Genomic DNA, 22,332 nt, shown 5'->3' on the forward strand with positions numbered 1-22,332 from the left:
AGGCGCGCGTTTTCCCCTATGTGGCGGCGCATGCACTCCACGCCAGACACCAGCTTCGACGTCATCGTCATCGGCGGCGGCCATGCCGGCTGTGAGGCGGCGGCGGCGTCCGCTCGCGTGGGTGCGCGCACCCTGCTGCTGACGCAGAAGCTTGAAACCATCGGCGAGATGTCGTGCAATCCTGCGATCGGCGGGCTCGGGAAGGGCCACCTGGTGCGCGAGATCGATGCGCTGGACGGGCTGATGGGGCGACTGGCGGACATCTCGGGCATCCAGTTCCGCCTGCTCAACCGTTCAAAGGGGGCGGCTGTGCGTGGCCCGCGCAGCCAGATCGATCGTCGACTCTATCGCGAGGCCATGCAGGCCGAGTTGGCCCGGACCCCCAACCTGAACCTGAAAGCGGGAACCGCAGAACGGCTGTTGATGGACGGCGAGCGCGTTGTCGGTGTGGTCACCGGCGACGGCGAAACGCTCAAGGCGGCGGCGGTGGTGCTGACGACCGGCACCTTTCTGAACGGCGTGATCCATCGCGGCGACGAACGCATCCCGGCAGGTCGCTTTGGGGAAGCGGCCTCCATCGGACTGGCGGCGGACCTTCATGCGGCGGGCCTCAGCCTCGGTCGCCTCAAGACCGGCACGCCCGCGCGGCTCGACGGACGCACCATCGCTTGGGACCGGCTGGAGATGCAGGCAGCCGATGATCAGACGACGCCTTTCTCCTTCCTGACCGACGCGATCCGCGTGCCGCAGATCCAGTGCGGCATCACCCACACCACGGCCGAGACGCACCGGATCATCGCCGAGAACCTGGGCGAAAGCGCCGTCTATGGCGGACACCTGTCCGGACGTGGCCCACGCTATTGTCCGTCGATCGAGGACAAGGTGGTGCGGTTCGCAGACAAATCCAGCCACCAGGTCTTTCTGGAGCCGGAAGGGCTGGACGATCCTACGGTCTATCCGAACGGCGTCTCCACCTCGGTCTCTGAAGCGACGCAACTGGCGTTTCTGCGCACCATGCCCGGCTTGGAGCAGGTCGAAGTGTTCCGCTACGGCTACGCCATCGAGTATGACTATGTCGATCCGCGCGAACTGACGCCGGCGCTGGAGGTCAAGCGTCGTCCGGGACTGTATCTGGCTGGCCAGATCAACGGCACCACGGGCTATGAAGAGGCGGGCGCGCAGGGACTGATGGCGGGTCTCAACGCCGCGCGTGCGGCGGCGAACCAGGCTCCGGTCGTGCTGGGCAGGGAGCAGGCCTATATCGGCGTGATGATCGACGACCTGGTGACGCGCGGGGTGACCGAGCCCTATCGCATGTTCACCAGCCGGGCCGAGTACCGGCTAACGTTGCGAGCCGACAATGCCGACCAGCGGCTGACGCCGCTCGGCGTGGACGTCGGCTTGGTGGGAGCACAACGCCTCGCGCGGTTTGAGGCCAAGGCGGCGCAGCTCGCCGAGGCGAGCCGGATCGCGCGCGAGCGGCTGTTCACTCCCGGCGAGGCCAACGCTGTCGGCGTGCCCGTCAATGCCGATGGCCGCCGCCGCTCGATGCGCGACCTTCTGGCGTTTCCAAACGTCTCACTGGCTCTGTTCGAAACCGCAGTGCCCGAGATCGCCGGGTGGAGCGCCGAGGTGCGCGAGCAGGTTGAGATCGACGCCGGCTACGCCTCCTACCTTGATCGGCAGGCGATGGATGCGGAAGCCTTGCGCCAGGAAGAATCCCTGACCCTCTCGGCCGATCTGAACTATGACGCCATCGGCGGTCTGTCCAACGAGGTGCGGGAAAAGCTCATGCGCGTGCGGCCTCGCACCCTGGGTCAGGCCGGTCGCATCGAAGGCGTGACGCCCGGCGCCCTGACGGCGCTTCTGGCCCACGTCCGTCGCGGCAACTCTTCGGCCGCCGCCTGAGATGAACGCGAGCCAGTTCGCTCAAGCCGCCGACGCCACGCCGGATCAGATGGCCGATCTGGAGGCGTTCCGAGACCGCCTGGAACAGGTCAATGCGGTGATGAACCTGATCGGTCCGGACACCCTGCCAGACTTCTGGAACCGCCACGCCTATGACAGCGCGCAACTGCTGGGCCATGCACCGGACGCACGCACCTGGGCCGATCTCGGCGCCGGGGCTGGCTTTCCGGGGCTGGTTCTGTCGATCCTGCTGAAAGGGAGGGAAGGGGCGCACGTCTGGCTGATCGACAGCCTCGGCAAGCGGTGCCGCTTCCTTCAGGAGGTGGTGGATTATCTCGCGCTGCCCGCCACCGTGATCAATGGGCGGGCCGAGGCGCAGACGCTTTCGGTGGATATTATCACCGCGCGCGCCGTCGCTCCGCTCGACAAGTTGCTCGGTTATGCACAGCCATACTTCGAGCGCGGGGCGGAGGGTCTTTTCCTGAAGGGCGAAAAGGCCGAAACCGAAGTGGCGGCCGCGCGCGCGGCTTGGCGTTTCGATGTGTCCCTGTCGACCTCCGAAAGCGATCCACGTGGCCGCATCGTCCATGTCCGGAGTCTTCGTCGTGCCCGCTCAGCGTAAGCCCGCCCGAGTTCTCGCCATTTCCAACCAAAAGGGCGGCGTCGGCAAGACCACCACCGCCATCAACCTGGGCACCGCTCTGGCCGCCATCGGCGAGAAGGTACTGATCGTCGACATGGATCCGCAGGGCAATGCCTCCACGGGGCTTGGTGTTCCACGTGAAACACGGCGAGTGACGATCTACGATGTGGTGGTGGATGGCCGGTCGATCCAGGATGCGGCCGTGGAAACGCTGGTGCCGGGGTTGGCCATCGTTCCCGCTGATGCGGACATGTCGGGCGTCGAGATCGAGCTCAGCCAAGCCGACCGACGGTCCTACCGGTTGCGGGACGCCTTGCGCGCGCATGACTTGGGCATGACGCCGTATGACTATGTGCTGATCGACTGCCCGCCGTCTTTGAACCTTTTGACGCTGAACGCCATGGCGGCAGCCGACGCGGTGCTGGTGCCGCTGCAGTGCGAGTTCTTTGCGCTGGAGGGTCTCAGCCAGCTGATGCGCACGGTGGACATGGTGCGGCAGAGCCTCAATCCTGGCCTTGAAATCCAGGGGTTGGTGCTGACCATGTACGACCGGCGCAGCAGCCTGTCGGGTCAGGTGGCCAACGACGTTCGCGCCCACTTCGGCGACAAGGTCTATGACAGCGTCATTCCCCGCAACGTGCGGGTGGCCGAGGCGCCTTCGTTCGGCAAGCCGGCGCTGATCTATGATCTGAAATGCACCGGCAGCCAGGCCTATCTCAAGCTGGCGCGCGAACTGGTGCAGCGCGAACGCAAGCGACTGAAGCACGCAGCCTGAAGCGGACGGACAAAGACGTGGCGGAACGACAAAGAGGACTGGGGCGAGGGTTGTCGGCCCTGATGGGCGAGGCGGCGACCGAGGCCCCGATCGCGGCCGGCGCGCCTGCACCCGCCGGCGTGCAGCGTGTGCCGATCGAAAGCCTGAAGCCCAACCCGGATCAGCCGCGCAAGCTGTTCTCCCGCTCGGACATGGAGGAGCTCGCCGCCTCCATCCGCGACAAGGGGGTGCTGCAGCCGATCCTGGTGCGCAGCCAGCCGGACGAGCCGAGCGTGTGGCAGATCATTGCCGGCGAACGCCGCTGGCGCGCGTCCCAGGTCGCCCGCCTGACCGAAGTGCCGATCGTCGTGCGCGAAATGGACGACGTCGAAGTGTTCGAAGTCGCCATCATCGAGAATGTTCAGCGCGCCGACCTCAACCCGCTGGAAGAGGCCAACGCCTATGGCCTGCTGATCGAACGCCATGGCCGCACCCAGGACGAGATCGCCGGAATCGTCGGCAAGAGCCGCAGCCACGTCGCCAACACCCTGCGGCTGCTGCAGCTGCCGATGGGGGTGCTGAACCATGTGATCGACGGCAAGCTGACCGCCGGTCACGCCCGCGCCCTGATCACTGCGCCCGATCCGCAGGCCCTGGCTGAACAGGTCATCCGCGAAGGCATGAACGTGCGCCAGACCGAGGCGCTGGCGCGTCGCGCGGCCGAAGGTCCGCCTCAGCCCAAGCCGACTTCGAAAGGTGCGTCGGGAAGCGGCCGCAACGAGGATATCGCGGCGCTGGAGCAGGATCTGCTGGACGTGCTCGGGCTCAAGGTTTCCATCGGCTATCGCGATGGTGCGGGCGAGGTGGTGGTGAAATACGCCTCCCTCGAACAGCTCGACGACATCTGCCGCAGATTGATGCAGGCCTGATCCCCACGGCGTGATAAGGTGCGGCATGACCGATGACGCACAGCCTCTGACCGCCACCGAAAAGCTCAGGCAGGCGGTCGCCGCCAAGAAGGGCGTCAAGGGCGCGCCTGGCGTGGCGCATGAGAGCGGACGCGCGGCCGAAAAGGTCGTGGCCCAGCGCAACCAGACCCTGGCCAAGCCGGCCTTCCGCAAGGCGTCCAAGCGCGGCTGAGGCGGCTCAGAGCCCGAGCCGCCGCGCCCGTCCGGCGATCTCCAGCAGCAGCCGTTCGGCGATCAGCTGATCCGGCATGCCCGTGGTCTTGGTGGCCACATCGGCGGTGTTGATGCTATCCAGCACCTCGTCCAACGCCTCCAGCCGCCAGGCGCGGGCCTGGCGCAGCATTTCGGCCTCCTGCTTCCAGAATACGCCGGCGGCCTTGGCGGCTTCCTTGGCATTGGCGCCGTTGGTCTGAAGAACATTGATGCGACGCAGCTTGCCGAGATGCAGCGCCGCCTGACGCACCGCCATGACTGACGACTCGCCCTCGGCCAACGCGCGGCGCAGACCGGATTGCGCCGGACCCGCCCGCGCGCCGAACGCCTGGAGCGCCGCGTCCTGAAGCGAGGCGTCCGGCTCGACGCCGAGATGTCGATCCAGCTCCTCGCTGTCGATGGTCTTGCCCGATCCCGGTCCGATGAACAGCGCCAGCCGCTCGATCTCCTGCCGCATCAGCCCCCGCTCCCGCGGCAGGCGAGCGACGAAGCGGTCCAGCGCATCGGACGTCAGGCCCACCTTGTCCGCCGCCAAGGCTTCGCGCGTCATGCGGGCCACGTCGCCGGTCTCGTCCTCGTAGCAGACGATGCCGACCGCGCCGGCCTCCTTTTCGGCGGTCTTGCGCAGGGCGGAGTCGCGGCCGAGCTGGCTCGCCTCGACTACCAGCATGGCGTCGGGATTGAAGCCGCCCTCGGCGTGGGTCTTGACCGCGGCCGCCAGCATCTTGTCCACCGACGCCTTGTCCGACGAAAGCCGCACCCGCACCAACCGTCGCCCGCCCATCATCGACAGGGCGGTCAGCGCCTCTTCCAACCTGGCCTCGTCGCCGTCGATGTCGCTGTCGGTCAGGACGGTGACGTTGAACGGGTCGTTCAGGTCGGGCGTCACCGTGCGGCACAGGATCTCGGCGCGCTCGGTCACGCCCGATCGATCCCTGCCGTGGATCACGGCCGCACGGACGGCGCGATCGGGCGCCTTGAGGAAACGCTCGATCTCGGCCCGTTTGGAGAGGATCACCGGCCGGCCGACGCCGGGTTCAGGGCCTGGGCCAGGTCGAGGCGGATCATGCGAGACAGCTCGGCGGCTGCGCGCTCCTCGCCGTCCTGCTGGGCGGCGATGGCGGCATAGGGCTGGTCCGCCGCCTCGTAGGTGGTGGTGACGGTCTCGTCGCCAGTCAGGGCCGGGCGCCCATCCAGCGGCGTCAGCACCCAAACCGCACGCACCGTCAGCTCATAGCGCGAGGCAGTGTCGTCGATGCGCCGCCCCAGCGCCCGACGGCTCTGCTCGACCGAGGTCTCCAGCCGGTACAGGGCAGGGGAGGCGCGGTCGAAGCCAAGCGCGTCCTCCAGCTGCTCACGCAATCGGTAGCCGAGCCGATTGTCCGGCGTCGACACGGCGATCCGGCGCAGACCCGATCCGGTCGCGGGTTCGGCGTACATGGGCGTAAAGCCGCAGCCGGCCAGACTGCCCGCCAGACCGCTCGCCAGCATCAGCGAAAGCGCCGCGCGCCGCATTAGGCGGCCACCAGATTGACGATGCGGTCCTTCACCACGACCACCTTTCGGATGCTGAGTCCCTCTAGTCGGGCTTTCACCGTCTCATCGGCCAGGACGACGGCTTCGACCTCGGCCGGTTCCGTTCCACGTGGAACACGAACCTCGGCCTTTCGCTTGCCGTTGATTTGCACCGGCAGCACCACCTCGTCGTCGGCGGCTAGAGCCGGGTCATAGACGGGCCAGGGCGCATCCAGGATCATCCCGTCCTCTGCCAGACGGGTCCAGCATTCCTCGGCCAGGTGCGGGGTGAAGGGCGCGACTAACCGCGCCAGCGCCGACAGCGCCTGAGCCTTGGCGTCACCGCCGGCCTTGTCGTGCGCCTTCACCGTGGCCACGAACGCATAGAGCTTGGCGATGGCCGAGTTGAAGCGGAAGCCCTCGACGCCTTCAGTGACCGCCTTGATGGCCTTGTGCGTCTCGCGGATCAGGCTCTTGTTCTGCGCCTCGTCGCCGGCAGCGGACGGGTCATACGCGTCGAACTCGCTCCAGACCCGGCCGACAAAGCGGCTCGCGCCTTCGACCCCGCCCGTGGTCCACTGAACGTCGCGCTCCGGCGGGCTGTCGGACAAGACAAACAGGCGTCCGGCGTCCACGCCATAGGCATCGACGATCTCCTGCGGCGCGACCACGTTCTTCTTGGACTTGGACATCTTTTCGATGTCGCCGATGGTCAGGGTCTCTCCGGTCGACAGCCGCCGGGCCGAGCGGGCGCCGCCCTCGTTGGCCAGCTCGACATCCGTGGGCTCGACCCACTGGCCGCCCTCGGTGCGATAGGTCTCGTGCACCACCATCCCTTGCGTGAACAGGCCGGCGAACGGCTCCTTCACGTTCATCAGGCCCGCGTTCGTCAGGGCCCGGGTGACGAAGCGGGCGTAGAGCAGGTGCAGCACCGCATGCTCCACCCCGCCGATGTACTGGTCCACCGGCAGCCAGCGATCGGCCGCGGCGGTGTTGATCGGCTCGGCCGCGCTCGGATCGGTGAAGCGGGCAAAATACCAGGAGCTGTCGACGAATGTGTCCAGCGTGTCCGTCTCGCGCACCGCGTCCTCGTCGCAGGTCGGGCATTTGACCTGCTTCCAGCTCGGATGCCGATCCAGAGGATTGCCCGGCACGTCGAACGTCACATCCTCGGGCAGCACGACCGGCAGCTGATCGGCCGGCACGGGCACGGGGCCGCAGGACGGGCAGTGGATAATCGGGATGGGGCAGCCCCAGTACCGCTGACGGCTGACGCCCCAGTCGCGCAGGCGATAGATGGTCGCGCCCTGACCCTGGCCGGCACCCTCGATGCGGCGGACGGCTTCCGCCTTCGCCGCCTCGATGTCGAGACCGTCAAGGAAGTCGGAATGGAAGATCAGGCCGGGGCCGGTATAGGCTTCCGCATCCACCGCAAAGTCGTCGCCGGCGCCGTCCGGCCGCACGACGGGGATCACCGGCAGGCTGTATTTGCGGGCGAAGTCCAGGTCGCGCTGGTCGTGCGCCGGACAGCCGAAGATGGCGCCCGTGCCATATTCCGACAGGATGAAGTTGGCGATCCAGACGCTGACCTCGCGGCCGTCGAACGGATGGCGCACGGTCAGGCCGGTGTCCCAGCCGATCTTGGGAGCCTGCTCGATCTCGGCCTGCGAGGCGCCGCCCTGGCGGCACTGGGCGACGAAGGCGGCCACTTCCGGGTTCGCGTCGGCCAGCGACTTGGAGATTGGATGATCGGGCGCCAGGCCCAGGAAGCTGGCGCCGAACAGGGTGTCGGGTCGGGTGGTGTAGATCTCCACCCCGTCTTCGAACCCGGCCGGCGGCTCGCCCGCCCACTTCCAGGTCATGCGCAGACCCTTGGACCGGCCGATCCAGTTCTCCTGCATCAGCCGAACCTTGTCCGGCCAGCGGTCCAGGTCCTTGAGCCCATCGATCAGGTCGTCGGCATAGTCGGTGATGCGCAGGAACCACTGGTTAAGCTTGCGCTTTTCGACAACCGCGCCCGAGCGCCAACCGCGCCCGTCGATCACCTGCTCGTTGGCCAGCACGGTGTTGTCCACCGGGTCCCAGTTGACCACCCCGTCCTTGCGATAGATCAGGCCGCGTCGATACAGCTCCAGGAACCAGGCCTGCTGCTTGCCGTAGTATTCGGGATCGCAGGTGGCGAACTCTCGCGACCAGTCCAGCGACAGCCCCAACAGCTTCAGCTGTTCGCGCATCGCCGCGATGTTGGAATAGGTCCAGCCCTTGGGGTGAATGCCGCGCTCCATGGCCGCGTTCTCGGCGGGCATGCCGAAGGCGTCCCAGCCCATGGGGTGCAGCACGTCGAACCCCTGCGCCCGCTTGGAGCGCGCCACCACGTCGCCCATGACGTAGTTGCGGGCATGCCCCATGTGGATGTTCCCCGAAGGATAGGGAAACATTTCAAGGACATAGTATTTCGGTCGGCCGGTATCCCGGGTGACGAAGGCGTCGGCTTCGGCCCAGCGGGCCTGTTGGCGGGGTTCGGCGGTCTTGGGGTCGTATCGGGCCACGGGCGTCCTGAAAGGCAGAGGGGCTCGCGCCCCTCGCACTCCACTAGCCCGAAGGGCGCAGACGCCCAAGAGATTATGGCGCTCAAGCAGGCCAAAGGCCGATAGCGCCACAGAGAAAAGCCGTGGGCCTTAACCCGCGTTGGCGAGGTTCAGCTGGCGCGCCTTGGTCAGGATGGCGTTTTCTAGGTCCGCCTCGGTCTGGGCGGCGACGGGGGCGCCCGTCCACTGGCCGTCGGCGCCGCGCACCTCCTTGACCACGGTGACGTTCAGCGCATCGGCGCGCAGACGGGTGTCCAGGATGAAGACGGTGGCCTTGAACCGCTCATTGGGCGTCTGCGGATTGATGTACCAGTCATAGTTGATCACGCCGCCCCACGGATCGGCGGTCACCAGCGGCATGAAGCTGAGGGTGTCCAGCGAGGCGCGCCACAGATAGCCGTTGACGCCGATGCCCTGCTGCACGTCGGCGCGGGGCGCGCGGCGCTCTCCGCCGACGAACGGCAGGCTGGAACAGCCCGCCAGCGCCACGCCCGAGGCGACCAGGGCGACCGTCGCGCCGCGAACCAAAGCCTTGTTGAGGCCCATCGGGATAGTCTCCAAACCAAGTGATCGCGGACGGTCCGTCACGCGCGCGGTTGATCCGGCGCACCGTGACCGCAGCGATCTTCTATAACACGGCGAAAAGGGGCGATGACAAGGCGGACGCCGGTCGGCGGCGCATCGCCCCTTTGGCGGTTTCCGCCGCATTGCCGTGACGTCGGCGACACATGGCGCGGGCAAGATGTCGAGGAACCGGCTCCAGACGTTGACGTTGCGTTGACCGGGCGAGCGGCGGGTGTCTAATCCACCGGCTCACGGCGAAAACGCCGGTTCAGGAAGTTCTGCGCCTTTTTAGGCGTCGAAGGGTTGGAAATGCGTGCTGGCGGCCTGTCGATATCGGCGTTGAGCCTTGCCGTGCTGTTAAGCACGGGCGCCGTCGCGCATGCGCAAGGCCAGGCTCAGGCGAACCGGGGCCAGGCGCTTACCCTGTCCGAGGCGGCCAACGCCCAGCGCGCCGCGCCGAGCCAGCGACGCGGTCTGCGCCTGAACGACCGTGGCCGCTGGGGTCTCGACTTCAACCTGAACCAGCCGGTCGGCCGCGAGCAGGACTGGAGCGACGTGGAGGCGGGCGCCTACTATCGTCTCAACGATCGCCTGCGCGTGGGCGCAGCGGCCGGCCTCGCCGCACCCGAGACCGACCCGGCCCGCGCCCCCGAGACCGGCGCCCGCACCCAGCCGCGCGTGCGCCTGGAAAGCATCTTCAAGTTCTAGCAGGCTGGGCGAACGCGGCCTGGATCGCCTCGACGCCGGCGATCCCGCATGCGCCGCTTTCCGCCAGCCCAGCCGCACGCGCGCCATTGACGCCGCCAAGCGCATAGACCGGGCACGGCGCCGCCAACGTCCTCGCCCTGAAGGCGCTCACGCCCAAGGCCGGCTTGCGCGCCGAGGCGCCTCCGGCCGGGAACACCGGCGACAGCACCAGCGCGTCGACATCAACCGCCCCGATCTGCAGCGGCGCGCCGTGCCAGGCTGAGGTCAGCAGCCAATCTGGCCGGATGCGGCGCATCGCTGTCGCCTCGGCCATTGCGCGCTCCGGCAGGTGAACCCCGTCCGCCTCTAGCCTCACCGCCAGATCGGCGTCCCGCCCGACCAGCAGGCGTACTCCACGTCCGGCCGTCGCTGCTCTCAGCCGCTGCCCGATCTCCAGCGCCTCGGCGCGGCCGAAGGCGCGAAACACCACGCCGGCCCCCCTCGGCAGCCGCGCCGCCGTCTCCCAGGGGCGCGGCGTTCGATCCGGATCGGTGAAGAACAGCAGGGGCGGCAGACGTCCCGCGCCTGGGCTGACAGCGATGGCGGCGCGGTTTAGATCAAGCGCGGCGTTCCAGAGCGCGCGCGCCTCGTCGCTGTAGTCTTCCGGCAGGATCATGACCGCTTCATCCCCCGCCAACCGACCCGCGTCCATCGCCGAACGCATCGGCGCCGTGCGCGGTCGCATCGCAGCGGCCGCTCGCGCTGCGGGCCGCGACCCGGCGGGCGTGATCCTGACAGCCGTATCCAAGACCCAGTTACCTGAGGCGATCGACGCCGCCTTGGCCGCCGGTCTGCGCGTGTTCGGCGAGAACCGGGTGCAGGAGGCGCAGGGCCGCTGGACTTCTCGCCGCGCCGATCTCCCGGACCTTCAAGTTCGGCTGATCGGTCCCTTGCAGACCAACAAGGTCCAAGACGCCGTGGCCCTGTTCGACGTGATCGAAAGCGTGGACCGCGAGAAGCTCGCCCGCGCCCTGGCCGACGCGGGTCAGAAGGCGGGCATCCAGCCGCGCGTCCTGATCCAGGTCAACACCGGCGCCGAGCCGCAAAAGGCCGGCGTTCATCCCCGCGACGCCGATGCCCTGGTCGCTCATGCTCGTGACTGCGGCCTGAGGGTCGAGGGCCTGATGTGCATTCCGCCGGCCGAGGAAGCCGCAGGCCCCCACTTCGCCTTGTTGGCCCGCATCGCTGAACGCAATGGCCTGTCGGTCTTGTCCATGGGCATGAGCGGCGACTTTGAGACCGCGATCCGCCTTGGCGCCACGCATGTCCGGGTCGGTTCGGCGCTGTTCGGGGAACGAAATCCGCCGGTTGCGCCCTCTAAAGATGCGCCCGCGCTGTAACGCCGCGTGATTTCCATCGTTCAAGCCTTGGCGTAGCCGTCAAGCCCCGCCATTCTGTTGTGATGCCCGCCCCAAAGACCATCCTGATCATCGACGACGACGACGACCTGCGCGAGGCCCTGGCCGAGCAGCTGGCCCTGCACGAGGAGTTCCGCACCGTCCAGGCCGCCACCGCCACCGACGGCGTGCGTATGGGCCGCGAGGTGCGGGCAGACCTGATCCTGCTGGACGTCGACCTGCCTGACATGGACGGGCGCGAGGCCTGCCGCCTGCTGCGCAAGGACGGCGTGTCCACGCCGGTCATCATGCTGACGGCCCAGGCGGCCGACGCCGACACCATTCTGGGACTGGACGCCGGCGCCAACGACTATGTCACCAAGCCCTTCCGCTTCGCCGTCCTGCTGGCCCGCATCCGCGCCCATCTGCGCAGCCACGAACAATCCGAGGATGCGGTCTTCTCGATCGGTCCCTATGAGTTCCGACCCGCCGCCAAGGTCCTGGTGGACGCCAAGGATCGCAAGATCCGGCTGACGGAGAAGGAAACCAACATCCTGAAGTACCTCTACCGCGCCGGGGCCAAGCCGGTGTCGCGCGAGGAGCTGCTGACCGAAGTGTGGGGCTACAACGCCGGCGTGACCACCCACACGCTGGAAACCCACATCTATCGCCTGCGCCAGAAGATCGAGCCCGAGCCCGGCCAGGCGCGCCTGCTGCTGACGGACGCCGGCGGCTACCGGCTGCAGCCCTGACGCTTCAGGCGGCGCGCCACTCGCTGAGCACCGCGCCCTGCGCGTCCTCGAAAGCGACGCGGTCCAACCGAACGGCGCCAATGCAGACCGGCCGCTGATCGGGACTGGCGGCGCGGCAGCGGATGGCGCGGCCGTCGGAGAAGGCGGCCATGCGTCCTTCCAGCACCAGGCGATACCCGCCAGGCGGGACCGCGGCCGGCTGGTCGTTCTCGCCCCGGACCACGAAGCTGTAGGCGCGTCCGTTGCGCCGCCCCAGGCGAGAGCCGTCAGCCTCGAACACCGCCGCCAGCCCCATCGTCTGCGGCGACGGCGCACCCGTTTCGCTGGCCAGCGGGTCGGACGCCGCGCCGGGGCAGCTCTCGCTCCGCATCCAGGGCCGCGTCAGCCAGAAGCCCTCCGCCGCCTCCCAGGTCTCGGCGCCGCCCGCGATCAGCGGTGACCCTGTCCAGTCGCCCGGCGACAAGGTCAGCCTGAGCGTCCTGCCATCCGCCCCCCGCGCGGCGCTCGCAAGACCTTCTTCGGTCAGACCTTCGGCCTCCGCCGGCACGGCGCCCGCGCAGCCAAAAGCCTGGCGCACCACAAAGCGCCGGCCGGCCAGGGACGTGTCCGCGCCTCCGGGCGTTCCCGCCGCATAGGCCGAGGCGGCGGCGTCAAGCGCCTGCAGCAGTTCGGCGCGATCCAGGGTCGGATCGTGCGCGATGGCTACGGCCGGCGGAGCGCTGACCGGGGGGACGACGGCCGGAACCGGGGGTGGCGCTTCCTTGCGCTCGCAGGCGGAAAGACCAAGGGCGGACGCCGCAAGGATGACCATCGACGGGCGGATCAGCGCGACCGGTTTGAACATGCAACCCTTCTAGCATGGGAGTCTCTGAAAGAGCCCGTCATGACGGTTGACGCAAGCTAAGGGAAACGGTCTGCAGGCCCCTATGACTTTTGACCAAGCCGTGGCGCTGACGGTGCTTGTCGCTGTCGTGGGCGTGCTGATCCATGGCAAGGCGCGGGCCGACGTTGTGGCTCTCACTGGAGCGGCCGTCCTGCTGTTGCTGGGCGTGGTGCGGCCGGTCGAGGTGCAGGGCGCCTTCGCCAGCCCGGCGGTGATCGCCCTCGCCGGCCTGTTCGTGATCGCCTACGCCATCGAAATGTCGGGGCTGCTGGGGCTGCTGATCCGCAACGCCACGCGTCTGGCGGCGCGCATCGGCGCGGCGGGAATCTGGATCGTGATCGGCCTGTGCGGCTCGGTAGGCGGCTTTCTGAACAACACACCGGTGGTGGTGCTGGCCGCCCCGGTGATCCGTGACGTGGCCCAGTCGCTGCGCCTGTCGCCCAAGCGGTTCCTGATGCCGCTCAGCCATGTGACGGTGATGGGCGGCCTGCTGACCCTGATCGGCACCTCGACCAACCTCCTGGTCAACGACATGGCGCGTAACGCCGGCCAGCCGGTGTTCAGCCTGTTCGAGATCACGCCGGTGGGCCTGTGCATCGCCGCGACGGGCGGCTTGTGGCTCTATTTCGTGGGCGCGCGTCAGCTCGGCCGGTCCGTCGCCATGGATGAAGCCGAAGCGGTCCGCGTGGCCGAGTTGGAGGAAGCGCGTCGGACGGCCAGCCTGGAGGCGTCGCGCCGCCGGCGGCGGGTGCTGCCGTTCGGCCTGCCGCGCATCGGCGAGGCGCGCAACCTGTCCGATGGCTCAGGCGACGCCAATCTGGGCGATGTAGAGCTATACGGCGCCGCCGATCGGCCTTTCCGCCTGCGGCCGGCGCTGATGTCGCTGGGCGTGTTCGTCCTGGTCATCGCAGCGGCCGGCTTCGGCTGGGCGCCCATCGCAGCTGCGGCCTTTTCTGGCGCGGTGGCCTTGATCCTCCTGCGGGTCATCACGCCGGAGGAGGCCTACGCCGGCCTGCGTCCGGAAATCCTGCTGCTGATCGCGGGCATGGTGGTGGTGGGCACGGCCATCGAGGTCACGGGCCTCGCTCAGGCCGGCGCCGAGCGGCTGATCGACGTGATCCGGCCGCTTGGACCCATGGGCGCGCTGATCGTGCTCTACGGCGTGACGCTGCTGGCGACTGAGCTCCTTTCCAACGCCACGGTGGCCGTGCTGATCACGCCCGTAGCGGTGGCTCTGGCGGAGAGCCTTGGGGTCGATCCCCGGCCTTTCCTGGTGTGCGTGATGATGGCGGCCTCGACGGCCTTTGCGACGCCCTTCGGCTATCAGACCAATGTGCTGGTCTTCAACATGGGCGGCTACAGCTACATGGACTTCGTCAAGGTCGGCGCGCCGCTGAACCTGATCACCTGGCTCGCGGCCATGGTGGCGATCCCGATCTTTTTTCCGTTCTAGAGGTCCAGATCGACCGTCACCGGCGCGTGGTCGCTGGGGCGGTCCCATTCGCGCACGTCGTCGTGGATGCGGGCGGTTTGGGGCGCCACCGCCGGGGTCAGGCCGGGCGAGGTCCAGATGTGATCCAGCCGAAGGCCGCGGTTCGACTTTCTGAAGTCGGCGGCGCGATAGCTCCACCAGCTGGCCAGCTTCTGCGGCTCGGGAAAGCGGTCGCGCAGCACGTCGGCGAAGCCGCCCGTTTCCTGAAGCCGATTCAGCGTCTCCACCTCGATCGGCGTGTGGCTGACGATCTTGGACATGTAGCGGTGGTTCCAGACGTCGTTCTCGCCCGGCGCGATGTTGAAGTCGCCGGCCAGCACCAGCGGCGCGGCCTTGTCCCGGCGGCCGATCTCGTCGGTCAGCCGTTCGTAGAAGTCCATCTTGTGATCGAACTTGGGGTTCAGCTCACGGTCCGGCGTGTCGCCGCCGGCCGGGATGTAGAAATTCTGAACGTCCACGCCCGCGATCCGACCGGAGACGCAGCGCGCGTGCCCCAGCTTGCAGACCTCAAGCGTCGCATTCTCCTCGATCGGCAGGCGCGAGGCGATGGCGACGCCATGCCAGCCCTTCTGGCCCCGCACCCGCAGATACGGCAGGCCCATGTCCTCGAACGCCGCGCGCGGGAACTGGTCCGTAGTGCACTTGATCTCCTGCAACATCAGGACGTCCGGCGCGCGCTCGGCCACGAACCGCGCCACCTGGTCGATGCGCAGGCGAACCGAGTTGATGTTCCAGGTGGCGAGGCGAAGCGTCATGGCCCGCGCCTTAGCAGGCCAGACGCCTCATACCTAGCAAGGCGCTCAAGCGGCGAGCGACCGCGTCGCGAGCGTAGCGACCCTAATTGCGTCCCGGACGGCGGGTCGGGTCGCGCAGCTGGAACAGGCTGGCCGAAAGGCCCGACGCCGGTTGAAGGCTGGTCAGCTGGGTGCGCGTGCGCTGGCCTTGCGCATCGGTGATGGTCCATTCGCGCAGGCGCATCGGGCTGCCGGCAAAGGCCAGGATGACCTGGCCATCGTTCGGCCGGCGGCTGTCGCGCGCGGTGATGGCGAAGGCGCCGGAGTCCATCCGCGTCACCCGCTCGATCCGCACGCCCTGGTCCAGCCGGACGTTGCGGGCAAGGAAGGTGGACAATGGCGTGGCGCTCAGCGGCACCTGGCGGAAGACGTTCAGGCGCGGATCATAGCGTTTGACGTTCGACCCATCCGAGACGACCAGCAGCCCTTGCGGGTTGGTGTACTCGAACCGCATCTTGCCCGGCCGCTGCAGGTAGAAACGGCCCTCGCGGCGCTGGGCGCCGCTGGTCTCGACAAAGGTCCCCTGGGCCGCGCTCAGGTTCTGCAGATAGGTCTGCGCCTGCTGCAACGCGGCGCGATCCTCGGCCGACAGATTGCTCTGCGCATCGGCCGGCAGGGCCGCGCCGAGAGCGGCCAGGCCCGTCAGGGCGCCCATGCCGAGCAGGAGATTGCGGCGGGCGGCGTCGTGCTGGTCGACGGCGATGGCGCGGGCTGAAGCGCGGGTGGCGGCGCGTTGGGTCATGGTCTTCTTCTCGCTCCCGTTCGGGATTGTGGGTGTCGCCTTCATGCCGGGCCGGCTTGGCGTCCGCATGACGCCAGCCTGGCCATATTCCGGCGCTCCGATGAAGCAGCGTTCATCGCAGACGGCCAAGCTTGGCTTGGAGGCGGGAGAAGAACGTGGTCAAGCCCACACCGTTCCTCTTCGCCCTCGAGGGGAGCGGGCAATCCGGCGCTCAAGCCGCGAGCGGCCGCGCCTCGAGCCGGGCGCCCCTAGATTATAGGCGGAGGGCCGGCGAGCACCTCGCGCTTGCCGGCGTGGTTGGCGGGGCTGACCACGCCTTCCTGTTCCATGCGTTCGATCAGTGTGGCGGCGCGATTGTAGCCGATCTGCAGCCGGCGCTGGACGTAGGAGGTCGAGGCCTTGCGGTCGCGCGTCACCACTGCCACGGCCCGGTCGTACAGGTCGTCTCCGGTGCCGGCGCCGTCCTCGCCACCCATCGCGCCGTCGCCGTCGCCGTCTGGCTCGTCGGTGATCAGGTCGAGGTAGTCGGGCTCGGCCTGGCTACGCAGGTGCTTGCACACCTCCTCCACCTCGTGGTCGCCGACGAACGGACCGTGCAGGCGGGTGATGCGCCCGCCGCCGGCCATATAGAGCATGTCGCCTTGACCCAGCAGCTGCTCGCCGCCCTGTTCGCCCAGGATGGTGCGGCTGTCGATCTTGGACGTGACCTGGAAGGAGATGCGGGTCGGGAAGTTGGCCTTGATGGTGCCGGTGATGACGTCCACCGACGGCCGCTGCGTCGCCATGATCAGGTGGATGCCGGCGGCGCGCGCCATCTGGGCCAGGCGCTGGACGGCGCCTTCCACGTCCTTGCCGGCGACCAGCATCAGGTCGGCCATCTCGTCCATCACCACGACCAGATAGGGCATGGGCTCGGGCCGGATCTTCTCGGATTCGTAGACCGGGCGGCCCTGCTCGTCGAAGCCGGTCTGGACCGTGCGTTCGAAATGCTCGCCCTTCTTCTGCGCCTCGACCGCGCGCTCGTTGTAGGAGGCGACGTTGCGCACGCCCAGCTTGGACATGCGGCGATATCGGTCCTCCATCTCGCGCACGGTCCACTTCAGCGCCACGACCGCCTTCTTGGGATCGGTGACGACCGGCGCCAGCAGGTGCGGGATGCCGTCATAGACCGACAGCTCCAGCATCTTGGGATCGATCATGATGAAGCGGCATTCGGCCGGCGAATGGCGATACAGGATCGACAGGATCATGGCGTTGACCCCCACCGACTTGCCCGAGCCGGTGGTGCCCGCGATCAACAGGTGCGGCATGCGTGCGAGGTCCGCCACATAGGGCTCGCCGCCGATGGTTTCGCCCAGCGCCAGCGGCAGAAGGTGGCCCTTCTTGTCGTATTCGGCGCTGGCCAGCAGGTCGCGCAGGTACACCGTCTCGCGCTTGGCGTTAGGCAGTTCGATGCCGATGGCGTTACGGCCCTGTACCACGCTGATGCGGCAGGCGCGCGCGGACATGCTGCGGGCGATGTCGTCGGCCAGGGCCACGACGCGGCCGTGCTTGACCCCCGGCGCGGGCACCAGCTCATAGAGGGTGACGACAGGACCCGGGCGGATCTGGTCGATCTGGCCGCGCACGCCGAACTCCTGCAGCACGCCTTCCAGCATCTTGGCGTTGGCCTTCAGCGACTCCTCGTCGACCGAGGCGGTGCGCTGAACCGGCTTGGCCAGGATGCCGAGCGGAGGCAGGTCGAACTCGCCCTCGGGCCGGGCGAAGTCGAAGGCGGTCTGGTCCACGTCCGTGCGCGCGGGCCTGGGCGCCTTCACCGCCGCCACGCGCGGCTCGGGGGCGGAGGCGGCGGTGCGCTGTGCGGGCGTGGCCGGAACCGGCATCAGCGGAGCCTGGTCGTCGGCGTCTTCATCTTCCCACGGCGGCGGGGCCGAGAAGGTGTCGGCGTGCGCCTCGGCCGCCGCTTCACGTGAAATGGTTTGGCGGGAGAGGCCTTGCGCACCGTCATCCAGGGTGGGCTCCTGCGCGACGTCAGCGGCGCGGACGCGCGGCTTGCGAGCGGGGTTGGGCGCGGGCGGCGCCTTGACCTCCGGCGTCGGCTGGCGCGCGCGACGCAGCGATCGGCCCCAGTGCAGGGCGTCGCCCAAATCCGCGATCCTCAGCCCCACGGCGTATCCGCCCGCCCACAGGCCGGCGATCAGGAACAGCAAGCCCGCGATCCACCGGCCGCCCGGCATCCTCAGCGCCGCCACGCCGGTTGCGAACAGACCGGTGACCCCGTCGCCCCAAAGGCCGCCCAGCCCCGTTGCCAGCGGCCAGGCGGCTGGTGCGACGGGCGCCGACAACGCCGCCGACAGCGCCAGCACCGATCCGGTGGCGGCCAGCGCCTTCAGAGGCGTCGGCGTCAGCCTCTGACCCAGCGCATCGCCCACCGCCCGCGCCAGCCCGAAGGCGATCAGCAGCAGGGCCGCCGGCCACGCGGCCAACCCCAACGTCTGCATGAACAGGTCGGCGAACAGCGCCCCGTTCATCCCCAGCCAGTTGCTCGGAGCGGCGGTCGAGGCCGCGTTCAGGCTCGGATCGGCCGGGTTCCACGACACCAACGCCACCAGCAGCAGCGCCGCCAGCAAGGCCTGCAGCACGCCCCGGAACCGCACAACAAAGGGCGCGCCCCACAGCACGCGAGCGCTGATCCAGGCTTGATGGCCGATGGCGAGGGCGGTGGACATGACGGGGCGGACACCCTTGGCGCGAACGATCCGCCCCTTGTCGCGCCAACAGGGTTAAGAGGCGTTTACCAGCCGTCGGGGAGGAGAGGTCTGCGGCGGCGGATCTACTCACTGCCGGCTCCGACCAGAACCCCTCCGTCACGGCGCTGACGCGCCGCGCCACCTCCCCATCGCTCCGCGACAGGGAGGAGAAGGACGATCGTTGTGCTCTCCTCCCCATCCGCGTCGCGGATGGGGAGGTGGCTCGGCAGCGTAGCTGACGAGACGGAGGGGTCTGCGGTGCTGGATGCACTCACCACCCTGTGTCGGCCAGAACGCGTCACCGCGCTGACGCACCTCCCCATTGCTGCGCAACAGGGAGAAGGGTGGACGGCGAGAGGCTGGGGCGCGACAAGGCCGGCATGACCCAGGCTGAAGATCACGACATCATCATCGCCGGCGCGGGCCTGTCGGGCGCGACGTTTGCGCTGGCGGCGGCGCAGGGCGGGCTGAAGGTCGTGATGATCGATTCCCAGCCCTTCGACGCACAGCTGGCGCCCACCTTCGACGGCCGCTCGACCGCCATCGCCTTTTCCACGTTTCGTATGCTGGACGTGCTGGGACTGGGTGAAGCGCTGCGGCCGCACGCGTGTCGCATGGACCGCATCCTGGTGACGGACGGCCGCAGGCCCGGCGCTGCGAGCCGCCCGGCCTCGCCGGCGTTTCTGCGCTTCGACGCCGATGAGATCGGCGGGCGCACCGGCGGCGAGCCGCTGGGCTATATGGTCGAGAACCGCCGCATCCGCGCGGCCTTGGCGCAAGGCGTGCAGACGGCGGGCATCGAAGTGCTGGCGCCCGCCTCCGTCGCCTCGGTCGAGGCCGGGCCGGGCCGCGCCACCGTCACCCTGTCGGACGGGAGGGCGCTGCATGCGCCGCTGGTGGTCGGCGCCGAGGGGCGTCAGTCGCGCGTGCGCACGGCTGCGGGCATCGATACGGTGGGCTGGAGCTATGGCCAGAGCGGGGTGGTGGCGACGGTGCGGCTCGGCCGCGACCACGGCAATGTGGCGCACGAATATTTTCTGCCCGGCGGGCCCTTCGCCATCCTGCCTCTGACCGATCAACGGGCCAGCCTGGTTTGGACGGAGACCACGCGCCGAGCCGAGGCGTTGCGAGACGCGTCCGACGCCGCCTTCCACGCGCATCTGATGCGCCGCTTCGGCGACTTCCTGGGCGAGGTGACGGTGGAGGGGCCGCGCTTCGTCTATCCCTTGGCGCTGTCCTTGGCCGAGCGGCTGCATGCGCCGCGCATCGCCCTGATCGGCGACGCCGCCCACGGCGTGCACCCAGTGGCGGGGCAGGGGCTGAACATGGGGCTGAAGGACGCCGCCGCCCTCGCAGAGGTGCTGACGGACGCGGCGCGTCTTGGCGAGGACATCGGCTCGGAGACGGTGCTGGAACGCTACGCCCGCTGGCGTCGGTTCGACAACGCCGCCCTGGCCGCGGGCTTTGACGCCTTTGTGCGCCTGTTCTCCAACGACCTCGCGCCGGTTCGGCTTGTGCGAAATCTCGGCATGGCCGCCGTCAACCGCATCGCCCCCTTGCGCCGCGCCTTCATGCATGAGGCCGGCGGCGCCACCGGCGACCTGCCGCGCCTCCTGAAGGGCGAATGGCTCTAATCCAGCTGACGCGCCTCTTCCGCCAGCATGATCGGCACGCCCTCGCGGATCGGATAGGCCAGCTTGGCGCCGGCCGAGACCAGTTCGTTGGCGGCGCGGTCATAGGTCAGCTTGCCCCGCGTCACCGGACACACCAGCACCTCCAGCAGGCGCGGATCGACCGAGGCGGGCGTGTGGAAGGCGTCGGACATCTTCAGGGGCCTATCGCGCGTCGCGCTACTTGAGGGCACGCTTTTAGGGGCTATCGCGCGGTCGCGCTACTTGAGCCATTCTTTGAGGGCTACCGTGCTTCGCACGACTTGAGCCCAGGCGCAGGGCTTATCTCGCGCGCTTGCTACTGCATGGAGGGAGAGGCGTCGTCGCCGGCGTCGGCGGCGTCGATGCGCATCAGGGCGGTCAGGGCCTGGCCGCGTCGCAGCAGGTCTGCGGCTTCCAACAGCGCCTGCTTCTCCGCCGGCTCGAACGGCAGGGCCATGGACAGGCTGTTGATCAGCGCCTCGACCGGCGCGCCCTCGGCCGTGTCCCAGTCGATCTCCAGCGCCCGATGCTCCAGATAGACCCGCAAGGCGTCCAGGAATCCATGTCGATCGAACGCCTCGTCATCTGCGTCCGGCGCGATCAGGTCGGCTTCAAACGGCGAAAAATCCGCCCGCACCGTCCGGTAGGGCGCCTTGGACGGCAGCTCGCTCGTGATCCGGAAACGGCTGATCCCGGTCAGGGTGATCAGATAGCGCCCGTCGGACGTTTCGGCGAAGGAGGTGATCCGCCCCGCGCAGCCGATCGGCGACAGACCCGGCAGTTCGCGCGACCCTCCGCTCGGCTGGACCATGCCGATGATCCGGTCGCCGGCCATGGCGTCGTCGATCATGTTCAGATAGCGCGGCTCGAAGATGTTCAGCGGCAGTTGGCCGCGCGGCAGCACGATGACCCCGCCGATCGGAAACACCGGGATCACCTGCGGCAGGTCCGCCGCCCTGTTGTAGCCTTGCGCCATCGACTTCCAGGTCATGTGGGAGGGCAGGTCATGCGGGACGGCAGGTCACGAGAACAGGATCGACGACAGCCGCCGCCGTCCGTCCTTGGCCACGTCCGACATGGCGCCGGCGGCCTCGAACACGGTCAGCAGCTGCTTGCGCGCCGCCTGTTCGTTCCACTCGCGATCCGCCTGCACGATGGCGAGCAAGTGATCGGCTGCGCCCTTCATGTCGCCGGACGCCGCCAGCGCCTGGGCCAGGTCGAAGCGGGCCTGGTGGTCGTTGGGATCGGCCGCGATGCGGGCCTCCAGCTCGGCGTTCTCGCCGGCGGCCGGAGCCGAGGCCGCCAGCGCCAGCTGGGCCCGTACGCTCTGCACCGACGGTTCGGTGGAGTCCTGCGGCGCCATGGCGATGGTCTGGCGCGCCTGTTCGACGTCGCCGCCGGCCAGATAGACGCGGGCCAGTCCCGCAATGGCCTTGGGGTTCTCCGGCTCGATCGACAGCACATGCGCATAGGCCTGCGCCGCGCCGCCGAAGTCGTTGAGGCCCAGAGACTCCTCCCCCATGGCCAGCACCTCGTCGATCTCGGGCGAGGCCCCGCCCGCGCCGCCGGTCAGCTTTTCGATAAAGGCCTTGATCTGGCTGTCCGGCACCGCGCCCTGGAAGCCGTCCACCGGCTGGCCGTTGACGAAGGCGTAGACGGTGGGGATCGACTGCACCCGCAACTGGCCGGCGTAGGCCGGGTTCTTGTCCACGTCGATCTTGACCATCCGCACCTTGCCGCCGGCGGCGCGCACGGCCTTTTCCAGTGCGGGGCCCAGCGTCCGGCACGGCCCGCACCAGGTCGCCCAGAAATCCACGATCACCGGCGTGGTGCGCGAGACCTCGATCACGTCGGTCATGAAGCTGGCGTCCGAGCCGTCCTTGATCAGGTCGTCCTTGGCGGTGGTCGGGTCGGCGAAGGTCATGGATCGGTCCCTGTTCAGGTCGGTAACGCGCGAACGGGAGAGATGGTCGCCCCCGCGCCCGGACTCAAGCGCCCGGATCGGAAACCGTCGCCGTTCTGGTGTGTTC

Annotated in this window: 22 protein-coding genes; 10 read left to right on the forward strand and 12 right to left on the reverse strand. The window is 68.6% G+C overall.

Annotated elements, in window-relative coordinates; translation table 11 throughout:
- Positions 1–30: 30 nt before the first annotated feature.
- From mnmG to KY493_RS13065, 5 genes are read left to right on the forward strand one after another with little or no spacing between them, the layout of a single operon-like run.
- Positions 31–1,908 (forward strand): tRNA uridine-5-carboxymethylaminomethyl(34) synthesis enzyme MnmG, encoded by a 1,878-nt coding sequence (mnmG, locus tag KY493_RS13045; protein WP_219896752.1) that lies wholly within the window; start codon positions 31–33, stop codon positions 1,906–1,908.
- A gap of 1 nt (position 1,909) precedes the next feature.
- Positions 1,910–2,530, forward strand: coding sequence for a 16S rRNA (guanine(527)-N(7))-methyltransferase RsmG (rsmG, locus tag KY493_RS13050; protein ID WP_219896753.1), 621 nt, complete (start codon positions 1,910–1,912; stop codon positions 2,528–2,530).
- Entirely contained in the window at positions 2,514–3,326 is an 813-nt protein-coding gene (locus tag KY493_RS13055) for a ParA family protein (RefSeq protein WP_255567900.1), read from the forward strand. Before rsmG ends, KY493_RS13055 begins: the two co-directional genes overlap by 17 nt.
- A 17-nt stretch (positions 3,327–3,343) precedes the next feature.
- Positions 3,344–4,234: a ParB/RepB/Spo0J family partition protein gene (locus tag KY493_RS13060; RefSeq protein ID WP_219896754.1), complete on the forward strand. Its 891-nt coding sequence runs from the start codon at positions 3,344–3,346 to the stop codon at positions 4,232–4,234.
- A 25-nt stretch (positions 4,235–4,259) separates the two neighbouring features.
- A complete protein-coding gene (locus KY493_RS13065; protein ID WP_219896755.1) occupies positions 4,260–4,445 on the forward strand; it encodes a hypothetical protein in 186 nt (61 codons plus the stop codon).
- Positions 4,446–4,451: 6 nt separating this feature from the next.
- On the opposite strand, the gene holA is transcribed toward KY493_RS13065, so the two are convergent.
- From holA to KY493_RS13085, 4 genes are all read right to left on the reverse strand, one after another.
- A complete protein-coding gene (gene holA, locus KY493_RS13070) occupies positions 4,452–5,504 on the reverse strand; it encodes a DNA polymerase III subunit delta (protein ID WP_219896756.1) in 1,053 nt (350 codons plus the stop codon).
- Positions 5,501–6,001, reverse strand: a complete 501-nt coding sequence (gene lptE / locus KY493_RS13075; protein WP_219896757.1) for an LPS assembly lipoprotein LptE — start codon at positions 5,999–6,001, stop codon at positions 5,501–5,503. Before lptE ends, holA begins: the two co-directional genes overlap by 4 nt.
- The gene (gene leuS / locus KY493_RS13080; protein ID WP_219896758.1) at positions 6,001–8,550 is read right to left on the reverse strand and encodes a leucine--tRNA ligase; all 2,550 of its coding nucleotides are present in this window, start codon (positions 8,548–8,550) and stop codon (positions 6,001–6,003) included. The genes lptE and leuS overlap by 1 nt, the downstream gene beginning before the upstream one ends.
- Before the next feature lie 129 nt (positions 8,551–8,679).
- The gene (locus KY493_RS13085; RefSeq protein ID WP_219896759.1) at positions 8,680–9,135 is read right to left on the reverse strand and encodes a DUF3576 domain-containing protein; all 456 of its coding nucleotides are present in this window, start codon (positions 9,133–9,135) and stop codon (positions 8,680–8,682) included.
- Positions 9,136–9,462: 327 nt separating this feature from the next.
- Here KY493_RS13085 and KY493_RS13090 point away from each other — a divergent pair, with 327 nt between their 5' ends.
- Positions 9,463–9,861 (forward strand): NtrZ family periplasmic regulatory protein, encoded by a 399-nt coding sequence (locus KY493_RS13090; RefSeq protein ID WP_219896761.1) that lies wholly within the window; start codon positions 9,463–9,465, stop codon positions 9,859–9,861.
- Here KY493_RS13090 and KY493_RS13095 read toward each other — a convergent pair.
- A complete protein-coding gene (locus KY493_RS13095; RefSeq protein ID WP_219896762.1) occupies positions 9,851–10,516 on the reverse strand; it encodes a thiamine phosphate synthase in 666 nt (221 codons plus the stop codon). The genes KY493_RS13090 and KY493_RS13095 overlap by 11 nt on opposite strands.
- Between KY493_RS13095 and KY493_RS13100 the strand changes: the two genes are divergently transcribed.
- Together KY493_RS13100 and KY493_RS13105 are read left to right on the forward strand one after the other, a co-directional pair.
- Positions 10,515–11,240: a YggS family pyridoxal phosphate-dependent enzyme gene (locus KY493_RS13100; RefSeq protein ID WP_219896763.1), complete on the forward strand. Its 726-nt coding sequence runs from the start codon at positions 10,515–10,517 to the stop codon at positions 11,238–11,240. The genes KY493_RS13095 and KY493_RS13100 overlap by 2 nt on opposite strands.
- Before the next feature lie 62 nt (positions 11,241–11,302).
- Complete coding sequence (locus KY493_RS13105) at positions 11,303–11,989, forward strand: response regulator transcription factor (protein WP_219896764.1); 687 nt, start codon at positions 11,303–11,305, stop codon at positions 11,987–11,989.
- A gap of 4 nt (positions 11,990–11,993) precedes the next feature.
- Here KY493_RS13105 and KY493_RS13110 read toward each other — a convergent pair whose 3' ends face one another.
- Positions 11,994–12,833 (reverse strand): hypothetical protein, encoded by an 840-nt coding sequence (locus KY493_RS13110; RefSeq protein WP_219896765.1) that lies wholly within the window; start codon positions 12,831–12,833, stop codon positions 11,994–11,996.
- 82 nt (positions 12,834–12,915) lie between these two features.
- On the opposite strand from KY493_RS13110, the gene KY493_RS13115 reads away from it, so the two are divergent.
- Entirely contained in the window at positions 12,916–14,325 is a 1,410-nt protein-coding gene (locus KY493_RS13115; protein ID WP_219896766.1) for an SLC13 family permease, read from the forward strand.
- Here the strand turns inward: KY493_RS13115 and KY493_RS13120 are convergent.
- The 3 genes from KY493_RS13120 to KY493_RS13130 all read right to left on the reverse strand — a co-directional run bounded on the left by KY493_RS13120 (position 14,322) and on the right by KY493_RS13130 (position 18,629).
- Entirely contained in the window at positions 14,322–15,119 is a 798-nt protein-coding gene (locus KY493_RS13120) for an exodeoxyribonuclease III (protein WP_219896767.1), read from the reverse strand. The genes KY493_RS13115 and KY493_RS13120 overlap by 4 nt on opposite strands.
- 82 nt (positions 15,120–15,201) lie before the next feature.
- The gene (locus KY493_RS13125) at positions 15,202–15,900 is read right to left on the reverse strand and encodes an outer membrane lipoprotein carrier protein LolA (RefSeq protein ID WP_255567901.1); all 699 of its coding nucleotides are present in this window, start codon (positions 15,898–15,900) and stop codon (positions 15,202–15,204) included.
- A gap of 248 nt (positions 15,901–16,148) precedes the next feature.
- On the reverse strand, positions 16,149–18,629 hold the full coding sequence (locus KY493_RS13130) for a DNA translocase FtsK (RefSeq protein ID WP_219896769.1): 2,481 nt from the start codon (positions 18,627–18,629) through the stop codon (positions 16,149–16,151).
- A gap of 401 nt (positions 18,630–19,030) precedes the next feature.
- On the opposite strand from KY493_RS13130, the gene KY493_RS13135 reads away from it, so the two are divergent.
- Complete coding sequence (locus KY493_RS13135) at positions 19,031–20,284, forward strand: UbiH/UbiF/VisC/COQ6 family ubiquinone biosynthesis hydroxylase (protein ID WP_219898572.1); 1,254 nt, start codon at positions 19,031–19,033, stop codon at positions 20,282–20,284.
- Here the strand turns inward: KY493_RS13135 and KY493_RS13140 are convergent.
- From KY493_RS13140 to trxA, 3 genes are all read right to left on the reverse strand, one after another.
- Positions 20,281–20,475: a Trm112 family protein gene (locus KY493_RS13140; RefSeq protein WP_219896770.1), complete on the reverse strand. Its 195-nt coding sequence runs from the start codon at positions 20,473–20,475 to the stop codon at positions 20,281–20,283. The two genes, KY493_RS13135 and KY493_RS13140, sit on opposite strands and share 4 nt — an antisense overlap.
- A gap of 143 nt (positions 20,476–20,618) precedes the next feature.
- Positions 20,619–21,278 (reverse strand): LON peptidase substrate-binding domain-containing protein, encoded by a 660-nt coding sequence (locus tag KY493_RS13145; protein ID WP_219898573.1) that lies wholly within the window; start codon positions 21,276–21,278, stop codon positions 20,619–20,621.
- A 45-nt stretch (positions 21,279–21,323) separates the two neighbouring features.
- Positions 21,324–22,226, reverse strand: coding sequence for a thioredoxin (gene trxA, locus KY493_RS13150; RefSeq protein ID WP_219896771.1), 903 nt, complete (start codon positions 22,224–22,226; stop codon positions 21,324–21,326).
- Positions 22,227–22,332 lie beyond the last annotated feature (106 nt).

The organism is Brevundimonas sp. PAMC22021, from assembly GCF_019443405.1.
GTDB lineage: Bacteria > Pseudomonadota > Alphaproteobacteria > Caulobacterales > Caulobacteraceae > Brevundimonas.

Excerpts from the sequence above, each read along its gene's own strand:
- mnmG (WP_219896752.1), top strand. The coding sequence starts at position 31 with ATGCACTCCACGCCAGACACCAGCTTCGACGTCATCGTCATCGGCGGC.
- rsmG (WP_219896753.1), top strand. The coding sequence starts at position 1,910 with ATGAACGCGAGCCAGTTCGCTCAAGCCGCCGACGCCACGCCGGATCAG.
- KY493_RS13065 (WP_219896755.1), top strand. The coding sequence starts at position 4,260 with ATGACCGATGACGCACAGCCTCTGACCGCCACCGAAAAGCTCAGGCAG.
- lptE (WP_219896757.1), bottom strand. The coding sequence starts at position 6,001 with ATGCGGCGCGCGGCGCTTTCGCTGATGCTGGCGAGCGGTCTGGCGGGC.
- KY493_RS13085 (WP_219896759.1), bottom strand. The coding sequence starts at position 9,135 with ATGGGCCTCAACAAGGCTTTGGTTCGCGGCGCGACGGTCGCCCTGGTC.
- KY493_RS13090 (WP_219896761.1), top strand. The coding sequence starts at position 9,463 with ATGCGTGCTGGCGGCCTGTCGATATCGGCGTTGAGCCTTGCCGTGCTG.
- KY493_RS13100 (WP_219896763.1), top strand. The coding sequence starts at position 10,515 with ATGACCGCTTCATCCCCCGCCAACCGACCCGCGTCCATCGCCGAACGC.
- KY493_RS13095 (WP_219896762.1), bottom strand. The coding sequence starts at position 10,516 with ATGATCCTGCCGGAAGACTACAGCGACGAGGCGCGCGCGCTCTGGAAC.
- KY493_RS13105 (WP_219896764.1), top strand. The coding sequence starts at position 11,303 with ATGCCCGCCCCAAAGACCATCCTGATCATCGACGACGACGACGACCTG.
- KY493_RS13110 (WP_219896765.1), bottom strand. The coding sequence starts at position 12,833 with ATGTTCAAACCGGTCGCGCTGATCCGCCCGTCGATGGTCATCCTTGCG.
- KY493_RS13115 (WP_219896766.1), top strand. The coding sequence starts at position 12,916 with ATGACTTTTGACCAAGCCGTGGCGCTGACGGTGCTTGTCGCTGTCGTG.
- KY493_RS13120 (WP_219896767.1), bottom strand. The coding sequence starts at position 15,119 with ATGACGCTTCGCCTCGCCACCTGGAACATCAACTCGGTTCGCCTGCGC.
- KY493_RS13125 (WP_255567901.1), bottom strand. The coding sequence starts at position 15,900 with ATGACCCAACGCGCCGCCACCCGCGCTTCAGCCCGCGCCATCGCCGTC.
- KY493_RS13130 (WP_219896769.1), bottom strand. The coding sequence starts at position 18,629 with ATGTCCACCGCCCTCGCCATCGGCCATCAAGCCTGGATCAGCGCTCGC.
- KY493_RS13135 (WP_219898572.1), top strand. The coding sequence starts at position 19,031 with ATGACCCAGGCTGAAGATCACGACATCATCATCGCCGGCGCGGGCCTG.
- KY493_RS13140 (WP_219896770.1), bottom strand. The coding sequence starts at position 20,475 with ATGTCCGACGCCTTCCACACGCCCGCCTCGGTCGATCCGCGCCTGCTG.
- KY493_RS13145 (WP_219898573.1), bottom strand. The coding sequence starts at position 21,278 with ATGGCGCAAGGCTACAACAGGGCGGCGGACCTGCCGCAGGTGATCCCG.
- trxA (WP_219896771.1), bottom strand. The coding sequence starts at position 22,226 with ATGACCTTCGCCGACCCGACCACCGCCAAGGACGACCTGATCAAGGAC.